The 12,837-nt window shown below is 71.4% G+C and carries 16 protein-coding genes; 7 read left to right on the forward strand and 9 right to left on the reverse strand.

Annotation, left to right across the window (positions count from 1 at the left end; genetic code table 11):
- Positions 1-60 precede the first annotated feature (60 nt).
- Positions 61-2,187 carry an LPXTG cell wall anchor domain-containing protein gene (locus ACIPSC_RS17410; RefSeq protein WP_400826549.1) on the forward strand — a complete coding sequence of 709 codons (2,127 nt, stop codon included), beginning with the start codon at positions 61-63 and terminating at the stop codon, positions 2,185-2,187.
- Positions 2,188-2,295: 108 nt separating this feature from the next.
- Here ACIPSC_RS17410 and ACIPSC_RS17415 read toward each other — a convergent pair whose 3' ends face one another.
- Together ACIPSC_RS17415 and ACIPSC_RS17420 are read right to left on the reverse strand one after the other, a co-directional pair.
- The gene (locus tag ACIPSC_RS17415) at positions 2,296-2,664 is read right to left on the reverse strand and encodes a VOC family protein (RefSeq protein WP_400826551.1); all 369 of its coding nucleotides are present in this window, start codon (positions 2,662-2,664) and stop codon (positions 2,296-2,298) included.
- A 48-nt stretch (positions 2,665-2,712) separates the two neighbouring features.
- The gene (locus ACIPSC_RS17420) at positions 2,713-3,597 is read right to left on the reverse strand and encodes a RimK family alpha-L-glutamate ligase (RefSeq protein ID WP_400826552.1); all 885 of its coding nucleotides are present in this window, start codon (positions 3,595-3,597) and stop codon (positions 2,713-2,715) included.
- 189 nt (positions 3,598-3,786) lie between these two features.
- Between ACIPSC_RS17420 and gcvH the strand changes: the two genes are divergently transcribed.
- Positions 3,787-4,173 carry a glycine cleavage system protein GcvH gene (gene gcvH, locus ACIPSC_RS17425; RefSeq protein WP_400826554.1) on the forward strand — a complete coding sequence of 129 codons (387 nt, stop codon included), beginning with the start codon at positions 3,787-3,789 and terminating at the stop codon, positions 4,171-4,173.
- Between the two features lie 81 nt (positions 4,174-4,254).
- A complete protein-coding gene (locus tag ACIPSC_RS17430; RefSeq protein ID WP_400826556.1) occupies positions 4,255-4,746 on the forward strand; it encodes a GNAT family N-acetyltransferase in 492 nt (163 codons plus the stop codon).
- 6 nt (positions 4,747-4,752) lie between these two features.
- Here the strand turns inward: ACIPSC_RS17430 and ACIPSC_RS17435 are convergent, their stop codons facing one another.
- The 3 genes from ACIPSC_RS17435 to ACIPSC_RS17445 all read right to left on the reverse strand — a co-directional run bounded on the left by ACIPSC_RS17435 (position 4,753) and on the right by ACIPSC_RS17445 (position 6,994).
- Positions 4,753-5,382 carry a DJ-1/PfpI family protein gene (locus ACIPSC_RS17435; RefSeq protein WP_400826558.1) on the reverse strand — a complete coding sequence of 210 codons (630 nt, stop codon included), beginning with the start codon at positions 5,380-5,382 and terminating at the stop codon, positions 4,753-4,755.
- A gap of 99 nt (positions 5,383-5,481) precedes the next feature.
- Complete coding sequence (locus ACIPSC_RS17440) at positions 5,482-6,333, reverse strand: hypothetical protein (RefSeq protein ID WP_400826560.1); 852 nt, start codon at positions 6,331-6,333, stop codon at positions 5,482-5,484.
- A gap of 181 nt (positions 6,334-6,514) precedes the next feature.
- Positions 6,515-6,994 (reverse strand): diadenosine tetraphosphate hydrolase, encoded by a 480-nt coding sequence (locus ACIPSC_RS17445; RefSeq protein WP_400826561.1) that lies wholly within the window; start codon positions 6,992-6,994, stop codon positions 6,515-6,517.
- A 75-nt stretch (positions 6,995-7,069) separates the two neighbouring features.
- Between ACIPSC_RS17445 and cpt the strand changes: the two genes are divergently transcribed.
- Positions 7,070-7,603: a chloramphenicol phosphotransferase CPT gene (gene cpt, locus ACIPSC_RS17450; RefSeq protein WP_400826563.1), complete on the forward strand. Its 534-nt coding sequence runs from the start codon at positions 7,070-7,072 to the stop codon at positions 7,601-7,603.
- Positions 7,604-7,610: 7 nt separating this feature from the next.
- Here the strand turns inward: cpt and ACIPSC_RS17455 are convergent, their stop codons facing one another.
- Both ACIPSC_RS17455 and ACIPSC_RS17460 read right to left on the reverse strand, forming a co-directional pair.
- Entirely contained in the window at positions 7,611-7,808 is a 198-nt protein-coding gene (locus ACIPSC_RS17455) for a DUF397 domain-containing protein (protein ID WP_400826564.1), read from the reverse strand.
- Complete coding sequence (locus ACIPSC_RS17460; protein ID WP_400826566.1) at positions 7,783-8,628, reverse strand: Scr1 family TA system antitoxin-like transcriptional regulator; 846 nt, start codon at positions 8,626-8,628, stop codon at positions 7,783-7,785. The genes ACIPSC_RS17455 and ACIPSC_RS17460 overlap by 26 nt, the downstream gene beginning before the upstream one ends.
- Positions 8,629-8,797: 169 nt before the next feature.
- Between ACIPSC_RS17460 and ACIPSC_RS17465 the strand changes: the two genes are divergently transcribed.
- Together ACIPSC_RS17465 and ACIPSC_RS17470 are read left to right on the forward strand one after the other, a co-directional pair.
- Positions 8,798-9,439: a DUF998 domain-containing protein gene (locus ACIPSC_RS17465; protein ID WP_400826567.1), complete on the forward strand. Its 642-nt coding sequence runs from the start codon at positions 8,798-8,800 to the stop codon at positions 9,437-9,439.
- A 51-nt stretch (positions 9,440-9,490) separates the two neighbouring features.
- Complete coding sequence (locus tag ACIPSC_RS17470; RefSeq protein WP_400826569.1) at positions 9,491-9,706, forward strand: DUF4287 domain-containing protein; 216 nt, start codon at positions 9,491-9,493, stop codon at positions 9,704-9,706.
- 14 nt (positions 9,707-9,720) lie between these two features.
- Here ACIPSC_RS17470 and mqnP read toward each other — a convergent pair whose 3' ends face one another.
- Positions 9,721-10,629: a menaquinone biosynthesis prenyltransferase MqnP gene (gene mqnP / locus ACIPSC_RS17475; protein WP_400826829.1), complete on the reverse strand. Its 909-nt coding sequence runs from the start codon at positions 10,627-10,629 to the stop codon at positions 9,721-9,723.
- On the reverse strand, positions 10,626-12,083 hold the full coding sequence (locus ACIPSC_RS17480; RefSeq protein ID WP_400826570.1) for a menaquinone biosynthesis decarboxylase: 1,458 nt from the start codon (positions 12,081-12,083) through the stop codon (positions 10,626-10,628). Before ACIPSC_RS17480 ends, mqnP begins: the two co-directional genes overlap by 4 nt.
- Before the next feature lie 109 nt (positions 12,084-12,192).
- On the opposite strand from ACIPSC_RS17480, the gene ACIPSC_RS17485 reads away from it, so the two are divergent.
- Positions 12,193-12,597, forward strand: a complete 405-nt coding sequence (locus ACIPSC_RS17485; protein WP_400826572.1) for a PLD nuclease N-terminal domain-containing protein — start codon at positions 12,193-12,195, stop codon at positions 12,595-12,597.
- The last annotated feature ends 240 nt before the right edge of the window (positions 12,598-12,837 follow it).

Genomic DNA, 12,837 nt, shown 5'->3' on the forward strand with positions numbered 1-12,837 from the left:
TCCGCACCACGGCTGCCGACCGACGTCCGCAGCCGGAAACACCCTCGGGGGTATTCAGAAATGTCTGTCACCACGCGCACCCGCCGTTCCCGCTCCGCTGTCCTGACCGCCGCCACCCTCGGCGTGCTGCTGGCCACCGGAGCGGTCGTCTCCGCCCCCGCCGCGTTCGCCGCCGACGTCCCGCCGGCCGCCACCGCCCCGGCCCCGACCGCCCCGGCTGCCGCTGCGCCGGCCGCCCCGGCCACCACGGCGCCGGCAACCACTGCCCCGGCCGCCAAGGCCGCCAAGGGTGCGGACGAGGCCGGCAAGCCGCAGCTGACGGTCAACCCGCCGGCCTCGATCGGCCACGGCGGCCAGGCGGTCGAGTTCACCGAGACCATCACCAACCCCGGCACCGCCGAGGCGTCCTTCACCCTGAAGCTCGACGCGAACGCCGACTTCGCCCGCTCGAAGGACCGCGTCACCATCGAGCAGCGTGCCGCGGACGGCACCTGGAAGCCCGTCGCGCTGGCCTTCAGCATGGTCAACGGCTTCCACTTCACCGGCGAGATCACCGACGTGACCGTCGGCGCCGGCGCCACCAAGACCGTCCAGCTGCGCATCGCCACCCCGACCCACAACGACTGGGGCAACGGGGACACCGCCGTCAAGCTCAACTCCGCCGTGCTCGACCCGGCCTCGAAGACCGTCCTCGCCGAGAGCACCAAGGAGTTCAAGGCCAAGGCCCTCACGGTCCAGGCCGACGCGCCGACGAGCATGGTCGTCGGCGGCGCCCCGGCCGAGTTCGACGTCACCTTCACGAACGACAGCGCCTCCCGCTACACCGACGTCGACAAGGTCGTGGAGGCCGACAAGCACAGCACGCTCCAGGTGCGCAAGGCCGACGGCAGCTGGGAGAACATCACCGGTGTCCCCGGCAGCGACAGCCTTCGCGACCGGGTGACCTACCACCTCACCGCCGACCAGACCATCGCCCCCAACAGCAACGACACCCGGCACGTCCGCCTCGCCTTCACCGCCGACGCGCCGGTCGGCCAGAACTACATCCACCCCTGGGCCGTGCAGGACAGCGGCCCGGGCGCCGCGCCCGCCGCCCGGGGGCCCCAGTACAAGCTGATCAACCTCACCGCCGCCCCGGTCGCCGCCAAGCCGGAGCTGACCGTCAACGCGCCGGCGGCGATCGGCCACGGCGGCCAGGCGGTCGAGTTCACCGAGACCGTCACCAACCCCGGCACCGCCGAGGCGCCGTTCACCCTGAAGCTCGACGCGAGCAACGGCTTCGCCCGCTCGAAGGACCGCATCGCGATCGAGTACCGCGCCGGGGACGGCACCTGGAAGCCCGTCGAGCTGGCCTTCAGCCAGGGCAACGGCTTCCACTTCACCGGCGAGATCACCGACCTGGCCGTCGGCGCCGGCGCCACCCGGACCATCCACCTGCGCATGGCCACCCCGCTGAACAACGACTGGGGCGGCTCGGACTCGCCCATCAAGCTCAGCTCCGCCGTGCTCGACCCGGCCTCGAAGACCATCCTCGCCGAGAGCACCAAGGAGATCGTCGCCAAGGCCCTGACCGTGCAGGTCAAGGGCGCGCCGACCACCGCCGTCGCCGGCGGCGCCCCGGCCGAGTTCGACATCGCCTTCACGAACGACAGCGGCTCGCGCTACACCGACGTCGACAAGATCGTGGAGGCCGACAGTCGCAGCACGCTCCAGGTCCGCAAGGCCGACGGCAGCTGGGAGAACATCGCCGGCGTCGCGAGCGGCGCCGACCGGGTGACCTACCACCTCACCGCCGACAAGACCATCGCCCCCAACGGCAACGACACCCGGCACGTCCGCCTCGCCTTCACCGCCGACGCCCCGCTCGGCAAGTCCTACATCCACCCGCGCGCCGTGCAGCAGACCCCGGGCTTCGCGCCCGCCGTCCGCGGCCCGCAGAACGTCGAGATCGAGCTCACCGCCGCTCCGGCCACGACCGGCACCACCACCGGCACCACCGTCCGGAACGCCGGCTTCTCGACCAGCACCACCGGCGGCATCACCACCGGCACCACCTCGGTGGCGGCGGGCGGCGAGCTGGCCCACACCGGCTCCGACGGCATGGAGAAGGCCGCGATGGGCGCCGGCGCGCTCCTCCTGGCCGGCATCGGCGCGCTGTTCGCGTCGCGCCGCCGTCGCTCCGCCTGACGATCCATCCCCCCCAACTCCGAGCCCCGGCTTCCCCGGCCCCCAACCGGGAAGCCGGGGCTCGGCCCTTTCCGGGCGCGGGCCGGCACGGCCCACGCGCCGGCCCGCTCAGCCCCGGATCAGGCAGAACGGGTGGCCGGCGATGTCCGCATAGACCCGCCAGCCTCCGGCGTCGCTCAACCGGGTGGCGCCGAGCGCGAGCACCTCGCGCTCGGCCGCGTCGAGGTCGGCCACGTCGATGTCCAGGTGCAGCTGCTGCGGGTGGGCCGGGTCCGGCCACTGCGGCGGCCGGTGGTCGGCCACCCGCTGGAAGCAGACCACCGCCCCGTCCTCCGTGTGCAGGGTCGACCAGTCCGCGTCCAGCGACCAGCGCCGGTCCGGCCGGTCCACCTCACCGCCCAGCAGCGCCGCGTAGAACCGGGCCAGCCCGGCCGGGTCCGGGCAGTCGAGCACGATGCACTGCAGCTTGCCGATCACGCGTCTCCTCCAGAAGTCGGGTGGGCCGATTCTCCCGTCGGCCGGCGGTCAGCGGGCGGTGGCAGCGCGGGCGGCGACGGCTGCGGCGAGCCGCCGGAGGCCCTGCGGGGTGTGGCCGAGGAAGAGGTTCGGCTCGATCAGCTCCAGTTCCATCACCACCGGCTCCCGGGCCTCGTCCAGGGCCAGGTCGACCCGGGCGAAGAGCAGGCCGTCCGCGGCGGGGGCCGCCGCCAGGGCGGCCCGGGCGGTGCGCAGCTCCGCCTCGGTCGGCTCGTACGCCGTGAGGCCCGGGTGGGCGACCCGGTCGTTGTCGATGACGCCCGGCTCGGTCAGCACCGGCCCCTTGCGGATCGCGTGGCTGAACGCGCCGGCGACGAAGACCAGGGCGCGCTCGCCCTCCGCCACCAGCGGGAGGTACGGCTGCACCATCACCGTGCGGCCCTCGTCCAGCAGCTTCCGGGCGTGGCGCAGGGCGTCCGAGGACCGGCCGGGCTCGTACCACGCGGTGTCGCGGGCTCCCGCGGAGACCGCGGGCTTGACCACGACGCCCGCGGGCCGGTCGAAGTCTGCCTCGGCGGTCGGCGCGCCCGGTTCGAGGATCCGCGTCGGCACCACGGGGACGCCCCGCTCGGCCAGCTCCAGCAGGTAGCGCTTGTCGCTGTTCCAGCGCACCACCGGCGCCGGGTTGAACAGCCGGGTGGCGCGGGCCGTCGCGTCGGCCCAGGCCAGGAACTCGGCGAGCCGTTCCGAGTAGTCCCAGGTCGAGCGGATGACCGCCAGGTCGAACGCCTCCCACCCCGGGCGGTCCGCGTCCCAGGCCACCGGCTCGGCTGCCAGCCCCTCGGCACGCAGCGCCTCGACGACCAGCCCGAGATCGGGGTCGTACTCCGCGTGGGCGAGGCTGGTCACGACGGCGATCCTGGCAGTGCTCACGCGACTCTCCTGGGTCCGGATCCGGGGGATCCTCGGTGTGGGGACGACCATGGTGAGCAGGGGGCTCACACGTCCGGGTGAACATCCTGCCTGGTGACGGGAATCTGCGGCAGGCTCTTTTCCGCAGCTGACACACCGTCAGCCGGGGGGCCGCGGCACACCCTGCCGCCACAACCGAGGGAGACCTCCATGGCGAACATCCCGGACGACCGCAAGTACACCAGGGAGCACGAGTGGGTGCTGCTGGTGGGGAAGGACAAGGCCCGCGTGGGCATCACGGACCATGCGCAGCGCCAGCTCGGCGACCTCGTCTTCGTGGAGCTGCCCGACGTGGGCCGCCAGCTCGAACTCGGCGATCCGTTCGGGGTCGTGGAGTCGGTGAAGTCGGCCAGCGACATCTTCACGCCCCTGACCGGCAAGGTCAGCGGCAGGAATGACCTCCTCAGCGACGAGCCCGAGACGATCAACGACGATCCGTACATGGACGGCTGGATCGTCGAGCTCACGATCACCAAGCCGGCCGAGCTGAACGACCTGCTCAGCCCCGCCGACTACAAGGCCTTCCTCTCCGAGTGAGCCGCCCCGCGGCACACGCCCCGGCCCGGCTGCCCCAAAAGAGGCTGCCGGGCCGGGGGGTCGGCTGCTTATGCTGGCGGGATGATCGCGATCAGGCTGGAGCGGCTGCGGGCCGACCATGCGGACGCCCTGCTGGAGTTCGAGCGCACGAACCGGGCGTACTTCGCGCGGTCGGTGCCCGACCGGGGGGACGGGTACTTCACGTACTTCGCCGACCGGCACCGCGCCCTGCTGGCCGAGCAGGACGCCGGGACGTGCCACTTCCATCTCGTCCTGGACGAGGCCGGGCTGCTGCTCGGCCGGGTGAACCTGGTGGACGTCGAGGACGGCGCGGCCGAACTCGGCTACCGGATCGGTGAACGGGCCGCCGGCCGGGGCGTGGCCACGGCCGCCGTCCTGGACGTCTGCCGGCTGGCGGCCGGCGAGTACGGGCTCTCCGCGCTCACCGCCGTGACCACCCTGGACAACCCGGCCTCCATGGCCGTGCTCCGCCGCACCGGCTTCACCACTGTCGGGAGCATCACGATCGACGACCGCCCGGGCGTCCGGTACCGGCGCGGCCTGATCGGCTGAGCCGGCTCAGCCGCCGGCGGCGAGCTCCCGGGCCCGGGCCACGACCTCGGGCGTCGCCTTGGCCAGGGATCCGCTGTCGAACGGCGGCTGGGGGTCGTACTCGGTGAAGAGCTGAATGGCCCTGGCGGTGACCTCGTCGCTCAGCAACGCGCACAGCTCCAGGGCCAGGTCGATCCCGGCGGAGACCCCGGCCGAGGTGAGGATCTTGCCGTTCCGAACGACGCGCTCCGCGGTGTAGGTGGCACCGAACGTCTCCAGGTCGTCCATCGCCATCCAGTGGGTGGTCACGGTGAGACCCTTGAGCAGCCCCGCCTGCCCGAGGATGAGCGCCCCGGTGCAGACCGAGGTGGTGAAGCGGGTCGTCTCGTGGATCCGGCGCACCCAGTCGATGAACTCCGTGTCGTTCAGCATCAGTCGAGCCCCTGCACCACCCGGGACGAGCAGCACGTCGCAGGACTCGATCTCCGAGTACCGGGTGCGCACGTCCACCTTCATGGCGCCCAGCACGTCGGCGATCCGCCCCGGTTCGGGCGCGACGAAGTGCACCCGGGCGCCGGGCACGTTCGCCAGGAGCTCGTAGGGACCGACGGCGTCGAGCGGCTCGTAGAGCTTGAAAAGCGGGATCACAATGTCCATGCCGGGGAGCCTAGGCAGGCATCTGCGGAGCCTGCGGACGCATCTGCGGACACGCCCGGGCACGCGCGGCAAGTTCACGAGAACGGGTGCCGGGCCGCCTCACCCCGGCACTCCCACGGCCGGCCGGGGACCGCGCAGGGCGAAGCGGGCCCTGGCGGCCCCGGCGGCGGCCACGGCAAAGCCGCGGCCGACGGCGAGCGGTCTCGGCGCCAGGCCCGCACAGGCCCGGCAGATGCCGGGACGGGGCACCGGATCGTGGCACCCGGCGCATTCGGCGTACCCGGCCGGCTGCGGCTCGGACGTCGCCCGTTCGGGCGGCATCTTCCGCTCCAGGCGGTTGCGGAGCAGGCCGATCGGGGAGCTCACGGGCGATGGCAGGCCGGCCAGCAGGGCCTGGGCCAAGTCCGCTTCGGTGGCGCCCCGTTGCAGCCACTCGGCGACGAGCGGCGCCAGTGCGGCCGCCTCGCGCGCCCCGAGCCGCAGGCGCGGCTCGGGGCGGAGCACCCGGAACAGCAGGGCGACCGCGGCGCCGGTCTGCGCGTCGGGCAATTCGGCCGGGAGGGTGGGTACTTCTTCCGGGTTCTTTACGGAAGGAGTGACAGGGCCACAGCCCCCCGGCCCACCGGGGTCCGGGGGGTCGTCACCCGGCGGGCGGCGAAGCTGCGGTGTGTCGTAGACGTGCGCCTCCGAGCGGAGCGTGCCGTCAGGCATCCGGACCCGCTCGACGCGGTAGTAGCCGGCATCCGTGAGCTCCCTGAGGGTCCGTCGGACGGCTCCGCGGCCGTGCGGGCTGGTGTCGGCCATCTGGCGCCCGTCCTCGCGCCAGCCGTCGGGCCGCGAGAGCAGGTCGGCGAGCAGGCCGCGGGCGGTGAAGCTGAGCCGGCGGTCCTGCAACAGGACATTCGGAAGGACGGTGAAGTTGCGCGCGTGCGCGCTACGATGAATCTGCATTGGGAGGTCTAGCTCCTGGTGTCAGACCCCGGGGTGTTGGCGCACCGCTGGGGTCTTCTTCTTTTCACTTACGTCGCGGACCGTAACACGGTCATAACGCAGCGCGGTAGTCGGTCTGCGAAACAGTCAACTCCTCGCCGAAGGCGGCAGATTGTGGCCAAGAACGGTCCAGCGGGCCGCGTCAGCGGAGGGCGTCGAGCTCGGCGGTGATGGCGGTGCGGATGGCGTCGTGTCGCGGGGCGAGGGCGTACTGCTCGTCGCGCCAGTGGTCCGGCGGGTAGAGCCAGACCGGCATCTGCACCAGGTGCTCCGGCTCCCAGTCGAAGCGAGGCCAGACATGGGCGTGCAGGAAGGCGTCCTTGTTGCCGAGGATCTCCAGGTTCACCCGCCGGAAGGCCGGATCGGCGGCCCGGCAGGCCCGCTCGACGGCCTCGCCGAGCCGGTCCAGGTCCGCGAGGTAGGCCATCCGGCGCGGGCGCGGCAGGTCGGAGAGCCGGTCGACGCCGGGCTCGTCGGTGAGCAGGATCGAGTACCCGGGCAGGAACTGCACGTCCCCGATCACGGCGAACCCGGCGTCGAGGCGGCGCATGACGGTCGGGTTTTCGCCACGAAGGGCGCTGCCGATCCGGTCCGAACGGAAGTCCACAGTCTTGTCGATCATGCGGCCGATGCTAGCGGGCCGGGGATTGCCGAAAAGCGCTTCGAACGGACCGGCGTGCGCCTCTACGGTGATCTGGTGAAGACTCAAGTGATCGTGCTGAACGGCGGGTCCAGCTCGGGCAAGTCCGGAATCGTCCGGTGTCTCCAGGCAGTTCTGCCGGATCCGTGGCTCGCAGCGGCGATCGACTCGCTGATCGAGATGATGCCGGCCTCCATGCAGGAATCGGACCTCGGGATCGACATCACCGACGACGGCGCGGTGAGCATCGGATCGACGTTCCGGGAGCTGGAGGCCGCCTGGATGGCAGGGGTCGCCGCGATGGCCCGGGCAGGCGCCCGGATCATCGTCGACGACGTCTTCCTCGGCGGAGCGGAGTCCCAGGCGCGCTGGCGGGACGTCCTCGACGGCCTGGAGGTGCTGTGGGTCGGCGTCCGGTGCGAGAGCACGGTGGCCGCAGGCCGCGAGATCGCCCGCGGTGACCGGACCCCGGGCATGGCCGCCCAGCAGGCGCCGATCGTCCACCGTGGCGTGGTCTACGACCTGGAGGTGGACACCACCCACACCGAGTCCCTGGACTGCGCCCGATCCATCGCCACCCAGGTGAGGTGAACAGCCGTCAGGCGGTGCCGAACTCGCCGTTGGCGGTGGCGGTCACGAAGGCCTGCCAGGCGGCCGGGGTGAAGCGGAGACGCGGGCCCTCGGGGTCCTTCGAGTCGCGAACCGAACCCGGGCGGGCGTCATCAACCTCGATGCAGTCGTTGTTGCCGCTGCCCCCGCTGTAACTGCTCTTACGCCACTGCTCGACTCGGTGCATTTGCGTAGTCCTCCGCCGCCGATTCGATCAGGGCCAGGGACGCCTCCGGCGACAACGCAGCGGCCCTGACGAGATCGTAGGCCAGCGAGTACCTGGCGACCAGCGCCGGATCGTCGATCAGGGTCCCTGTGTGCGAACCCTCGACGTAGGCCGTCGGCGGCGCATCCTCGAAGGTCATCAGGCACAGTGAGCCATCCATCAACGCGTGAGCTCCGGCCGAGAACGGAACTACCTGGACAATGGCCTTCCTCGCCCGAACCAGTCCGGCCAGGAAGGTCATCTGCTCACTCATCACGTCAGCGCCGCCAACCGACCGACGCAAGGCGGCTTCATCCAGGACGGCCCAGTACAGCGGAGGCGTCGGCCGATCAAGGATCTCGGAGCGCCCCACTCGGAGGGCGACCATCGCCTCGATGTCTGCGGCCTTCTTGAGCGGCTGAGCCGCTTCGAACAGTGCCCGCGCATAGGCAGGTGTCTGCAGGAGGCCGGGCACCAGGAGCGGGGAGAACTGGCTGATGGCCTCAGCCATTTCCTGCAGTTCGGCCGCGGCAGCGAAGTACTCCTCGTACCGCGACGACCGCTTCACCATCTCGTACACCCTCAGCAGGTGCCCGTCGGTCATCAGCACCGTGTCGAGGCGCTTCGACAGCTCCTCCTGCGGCTTCCGCACCGCGACTTCCATCTGTCCGATGTAGCCGCCCGAGCAGAAGACCAGCTTCCCCAGGGCCTCCTGGCTCAGTCCGGCGAGCTCTCGCAACCGCCGGAGCTCCGTGCCGTAGTAGACCCGCGGCGAGTGGGAGGGGTCGTGTTCCATAGCCATGCCATGTCCCTTCAAGGAACCGGTGTTTGGGCGTCCAGGCGGCTCACACTAGCCAGCCGCCACGGGCCTCGGAGCACGAACGGGGATAGTGGGCTTGTCACACCACGCCGTGACCCAGATCACATCCGCGGCACCGATGAGTTCCGCCCACTCGCCCGGTCTTACTGGCATGACCGACACGCTCACCGCCGCCCCGCTCGCCGCCGCCCCCGCGACCCGGACGCTCCTCACCGCAGGGGCCCTCGCCGGTCCGCTCTTCCTCACCGCCGGCCTCGTCCAGGGCCTCACCCGCGAGGGCTTCGACTTCTCCCGCAACGCCATCAGCCAGCTCGCCCTCGGCGACACCGGCTGGATCCAGACCGCGAACTTCCTCCTCGCCGGCGCCCTGATCCTCGCCGGCGCCGCCGGCCTCCGCCACGCTCTGCGCAACCGCCCCGGCGGCACCTGGGCACCCCGCCTGATCGCGGTGTTCGGGGCGTCCTTCCTCCTCAGCTCGGCCTTCGAGGCCGACCCCGGGGCCGGCTTCCCGGTCGGCGCCCCCGAGGGCCGGGTGACCGAGCTGAGCGCCCACGGCACCGTCCACATGATCGGCGGCGCGGTCGGCTACCTCGCGCTCTGCGCCGCGTTCCTCGTCCTCGCCCGGCACTTCGCCGCCACCGGCCGCCGCGGCTGGGCGACCGCCTCCCGCCTGGTGCCCCTCGGCGTGCTGGCCGGCTTCGCCGGCTCCGGCGCCACCGTCACGGCCTTCACCGCCGGCGCCGCGCTCGGGCTCGCCTGGCTGAGCACTGTCGCCGTCCGGCTCTCTGCGTGAGAATCACCCCAGCAAGATCGAACTGACGAACCGACAGGAGCCACCATCACCATGAGCACCGAGGCCGCCGCCAAGGGTCCCGGCAGCTACTTCCCCTCCATCGAGAAGAAGTACGGTCAGCCGATCGCGCACTGGAAGGAGCTGATCCACTCCTCCCCGCTCACCAAGCACATGGAGCTCGTCGCCTGGCTCAAGGCCGAGCACGGCCTCGGCCACGGACACGCGAACGCCCTCGTCAAGCACACGCTCGACGAGGGCGCCAAGTAGCCGCGCGGGAAGGCTCAGATCCCCAGACCGCGCACGACCAGGTCGACCAGCGCGAAGAAGAACAGCGAGATCCCGACGAACCCGTTCGTCTGGAAGAACGCCCGGTTCAGCTTCGACAGGTCGTTCGGCTTCACGATGGTGTGCTCGTAGACGAAGGCGCCGGCCACGACGGCGAGGCCGATCCAGAACGCGACGCCGGCACCGGTCAGCACCGCGTACCAGCCGAGCAGCAGCGTGGTGAGCACGTGGCAGACGCGTGCTCCCCACACCGCCGCCGGGATGCCGAAGCGGGCCGGCACCGAGCGTACGCCGCCCTCGCGGTCCGACTCGACGTCCTGGCAGGCGTAGATCAGGTCGAAGCCGCCGATCCAGATCCCGACCGCCGCGCCGAGCACGACCGCGTCCCAGGACCACGAGCCGGTGACGGCCAGCCAGGCGCCGACCGGGCCCATCGCCTGGGCCAGGCCGAGGATCGCCTGCGGGAAGTCGGTGAACCGCTTGCCGTAGGGGTAGACCACCATCGGCACCACGGCGACCGGCGCGAGCGCCAGGCAGAGCGGGTTCAGCAGGGCGGCCGCGCCCAGGAAGACCACCAGCGCGATCGCCGAGCCGATGTACGCGGTCCTCACCGCGACGGCGCCGGTGACCAGCTCCCGCCCCGCGGTGCGCGGGTTCCGGGCGTCGATCTCGCGGTCGATGATCCGGTTGGCGGCCATCGCGAAGGTCCGCAGGCCGACCATGCAGACGGTGACGATGAACAGCTCGCCCCAGTGCACCCGCTTGTCGGCAAGGAACATCGCGGTGAGGGCGGCGATGTAGGCGAAGGGCAGGGCGAAGATCGAGTGCTCGATCATCACCAGCCGCAGGAAGGCCTTGACCTTGCCCTGCGGCGCCTCGGGGAGGGCGGCAGCGGTGCTCATCAGAGCCCGTACTCCTTCCAGCGGCGGTCGACCAGGGCGGCCGTGGCCGGGTCGGAGGAGACCATCTCGGGCCAGCCGCCGTCCCGGGTGTAGCCCTCCTCGGGCAGCTTGCGGGTGGCGTCGATGCCCGCCTTGCCGCCCCAGAACTGCTGGTACGAGGCGTGGTCCAGGTGGTCGACCGGGCCCTCGACGACGGTGAGGTCGCGGCTGTAGTCGACGTTGCCGAAGGCCCGCCAGGCCACTTCCTGGTAGTCGTGGACGTCGCAGTCGGAGTCCACCACGATGATCAGCTTGGTCAGCGACATCATGTGCGCGCCCCAGATCGCGTGCATCGTCTTCTGGGCGTGCTTGGGATACTTCTTGTCGATCGAGACGATCACGCAGTTGTGGAAGCCGCCGGCCTCGGGCAGGTCGTAGTCGACGATGTCCGGGATGATCACCTTCAGCAGCGGCAGGAAGAACCGCTCGGTGAACTTGCCCAGCGGGCCGTCCTCCGTCGGCGGGCGGCCGACCACGATGGACTGCAGGATCGGGCGGCGGCGCATCGTCACGCAGTCGATCTTCAGTGCCGGGAACGGCTCCTGCGGCGTGTAGAAGCCGGTGTGGTCGCCGAACGGGCCCTCCGGCAGCATCTCGCCGGGCTCCAGCCAGCCCTCCAGGACCACCTCGGCGTCGGCCGGGACCTGCAGCGGCACCGTCTTGCAGTCGACCATCTTGACCCGCTCGCCCGCGACGAAGCCGGCGAAGAGGTACTCGTCGATGTCGCCGGGCAGCGGGGCGGTGGCGGCGTAGGTGACGGCCGGCGGGCAGCCGAAGGCGATCGCGACCGGCAGCCGCTCGCCGCGCTTCGCGGCGACCGCGTAGTGGTTGCGGCTGTCCTTATGGATCTGCCAGTGCATGCCGATGGTCCGGCGGTCGTGCCGCTGGAGCCGGTACAGGCCGAGGTTGCGGACGCCGGTGTCCGGGTCCTTGGTGTGGGTGAGGCCGAGGTTGAAGAAGGAGCCGCCGTCCAGCGGCCAGGTGAAGAGGGCCGGCAGCTCGTCCAGGTTGACGTCCTCGCCGGTGAGCACGACCTCGTGCACCGGGGCGTCGGCGGTCTTCACGTGCTTCGGCGGCACGTGGGCCATCGAGGCGAGCTTGCCGAAGGCGTCCCGGAAGCCGGTGAAACCCTGCGGCAGCTCGGGCTTGAGCAGACCGGCGATCTTGTCGGCGATGTCGTCGGGGCCCTTGAGCCCGAGCGCCTTGGCGAGCCGGCGCTCGGTGCCGAAGACGTTCATCGCCAGCGGCATCGAGGAGCCCTTGACGTTCTCGAAGAGCAGCGCCGGGCCCTTGGCCTTCTGCACCCGGTCGACGATCTCGCCGATCTCCAGATGGGGGTCCACCTCGGCCTTGATGCGCTTGAGATCGCCCTCGCGGTCGAGGGCCCGCAGAAACGAACGGAGATCGTCGTATGCCATGTCAGTCAGTATCCGCCACCCGATAGCCTGGCTCGGTCAAGGGCCCCCGTCGAAGCCGTCCACCGGTTCGCGGCGCCCGCCGCCACCGCCGCCGGGGGAGATCGCCGCCGTGCTGAGGATCCTGACCTTCGTACTCCCGCTCGCCCTCTGGGTCTGGGCGTTCATCGACTGCCTGACCACGCCCGAGGAAGAGGTGAAGCACCTCCCCAAGGTGGTCTGGGTGATCATCGTGCTGCTCTTCCCGCTGGTCGGCTCGATCGCCTGGCTGGTGGCCGGCAAGCAGCGCGGCGCCCTGCAGCCCCACCCGGCGGGCCGCACCGCCGGCTACCCCGAGTACGAGCGCCCGCGCGGCGGCCGGCCGCTCGCGCCGGACGACGACCCCGAATTCCTCGCGTCATTGAAGAAGGACAACAAGAGGCACGAGGACATGCTCAAGCAGTGGGAGGCCGACCTGCGCCGCCGCGAGGAGGAGCTGCGGGGCAAGGACGAGCCGGAGGACGGCCGCAAGAGCTGAGCGCTCCCTCGGACGGCCCACCCGGAGGCTCCCGGGTGGGCCTCGCTGTTTTTGGCGCTTCCCTACGACTGATCGGCGCCCGGAGCCGCCTCGGGCCGCCCAGCACACTCCGCTGAAGTCCGGCTATCGACCCCCTTGAGGCCCCCCGCCCGGGCCCTCGCCCGCCTGGCCTGACCTGCACGTTTCCGTCCGCTCAGATCATCGGACCGCCACTCGGGCGACAGCTGCGGGTAATCGAAC

It is taken from the genome of Kitasatospora sp. NPDC090091 (assembly GCF_044747365.1).
Lineage (GTDB): Bacteria > Actinomycetota > Actinomycetes > Streptomycetales > Streptomycetaceae > Kitasatospora.

Coding starts and splice junctions, on each gene's coding strand:
- ACIPSC_RS17410 (WP_400826549.1), top strand. CDS start 61: ATGTCTGTCACCACGCGCACCCGCCGTTCCCGCTCCGCTGTCCTGACC.
- gcvH (WP_400826554.1), top strand. CDS start 3,787: ATGGCGAACATCCCGGACGACCGCAAGTACACCAGGGAGCACGAGTGG.
- ACIPSC_RS17430 (WP_400826556.1), top strand. CDS start 4,255: ATGATCGCGATCAGGCTGGAGCGGCTGCGGGCCGACCATGCGGACGCC.
- ACIPSC_RS17435 (WP_400826558.1), bottom strand. CDS start 5,382: ATGGACATTGTGATCCCGCTTTTCAAGCTCTACGAGCCGCTCGACGCC.
- ACIPSC_RS17440 (WP_400826560.1), bottom strand. CDS start 6,333: ATGCAGATTCATCGTAGCGCGCACGCGCGCAACTTCACCGTCCTTCCG.
- ACIPSC_RS17445 (WP_400826561.1), bottom strand. CDS start 6,994: ATGATCGACAAGACTGTGGACTTCCGTTCGGACCGGATCGGCAGCGCC.
- ACIPSC_RS17455 (WP_400826564.1), bottom strand. CDS start 7,808: ATGCACCGAGTCGAGCAGTGGCGTAAGAGCAGTTACAGCGGGGGCAGC.
- ACIPSC_RS17460 (WP_400826566.1), bottom strand. CDS start 8,628: ATGGCTATGGAACACGACCCCTCCCACTCGCCGCGGGTCTACTACGGC.
- ACIPSC_RS17465 (WP_400826567.1), top strand. CDS start 8,798: ATGACCGACACGCTCACCGCCGCCCCGCTCGCCGCCGCCCCCGCGACC.
- ACIPSC_RS17470 (WP_400826569.1), top strand. CDS start 9,491: ATGAGCACCGAGGCCGCCGCCAAGGGTCCCGGCAGCTACTTCCCCTCC.
- ACIPSC_RS17480 (WP_400826570.1), bottom strand. CDS start 12,083: ATGGCATACGACGATCTCCGTTCGTTTCTGCGGGCCCTCGACCGCGAG.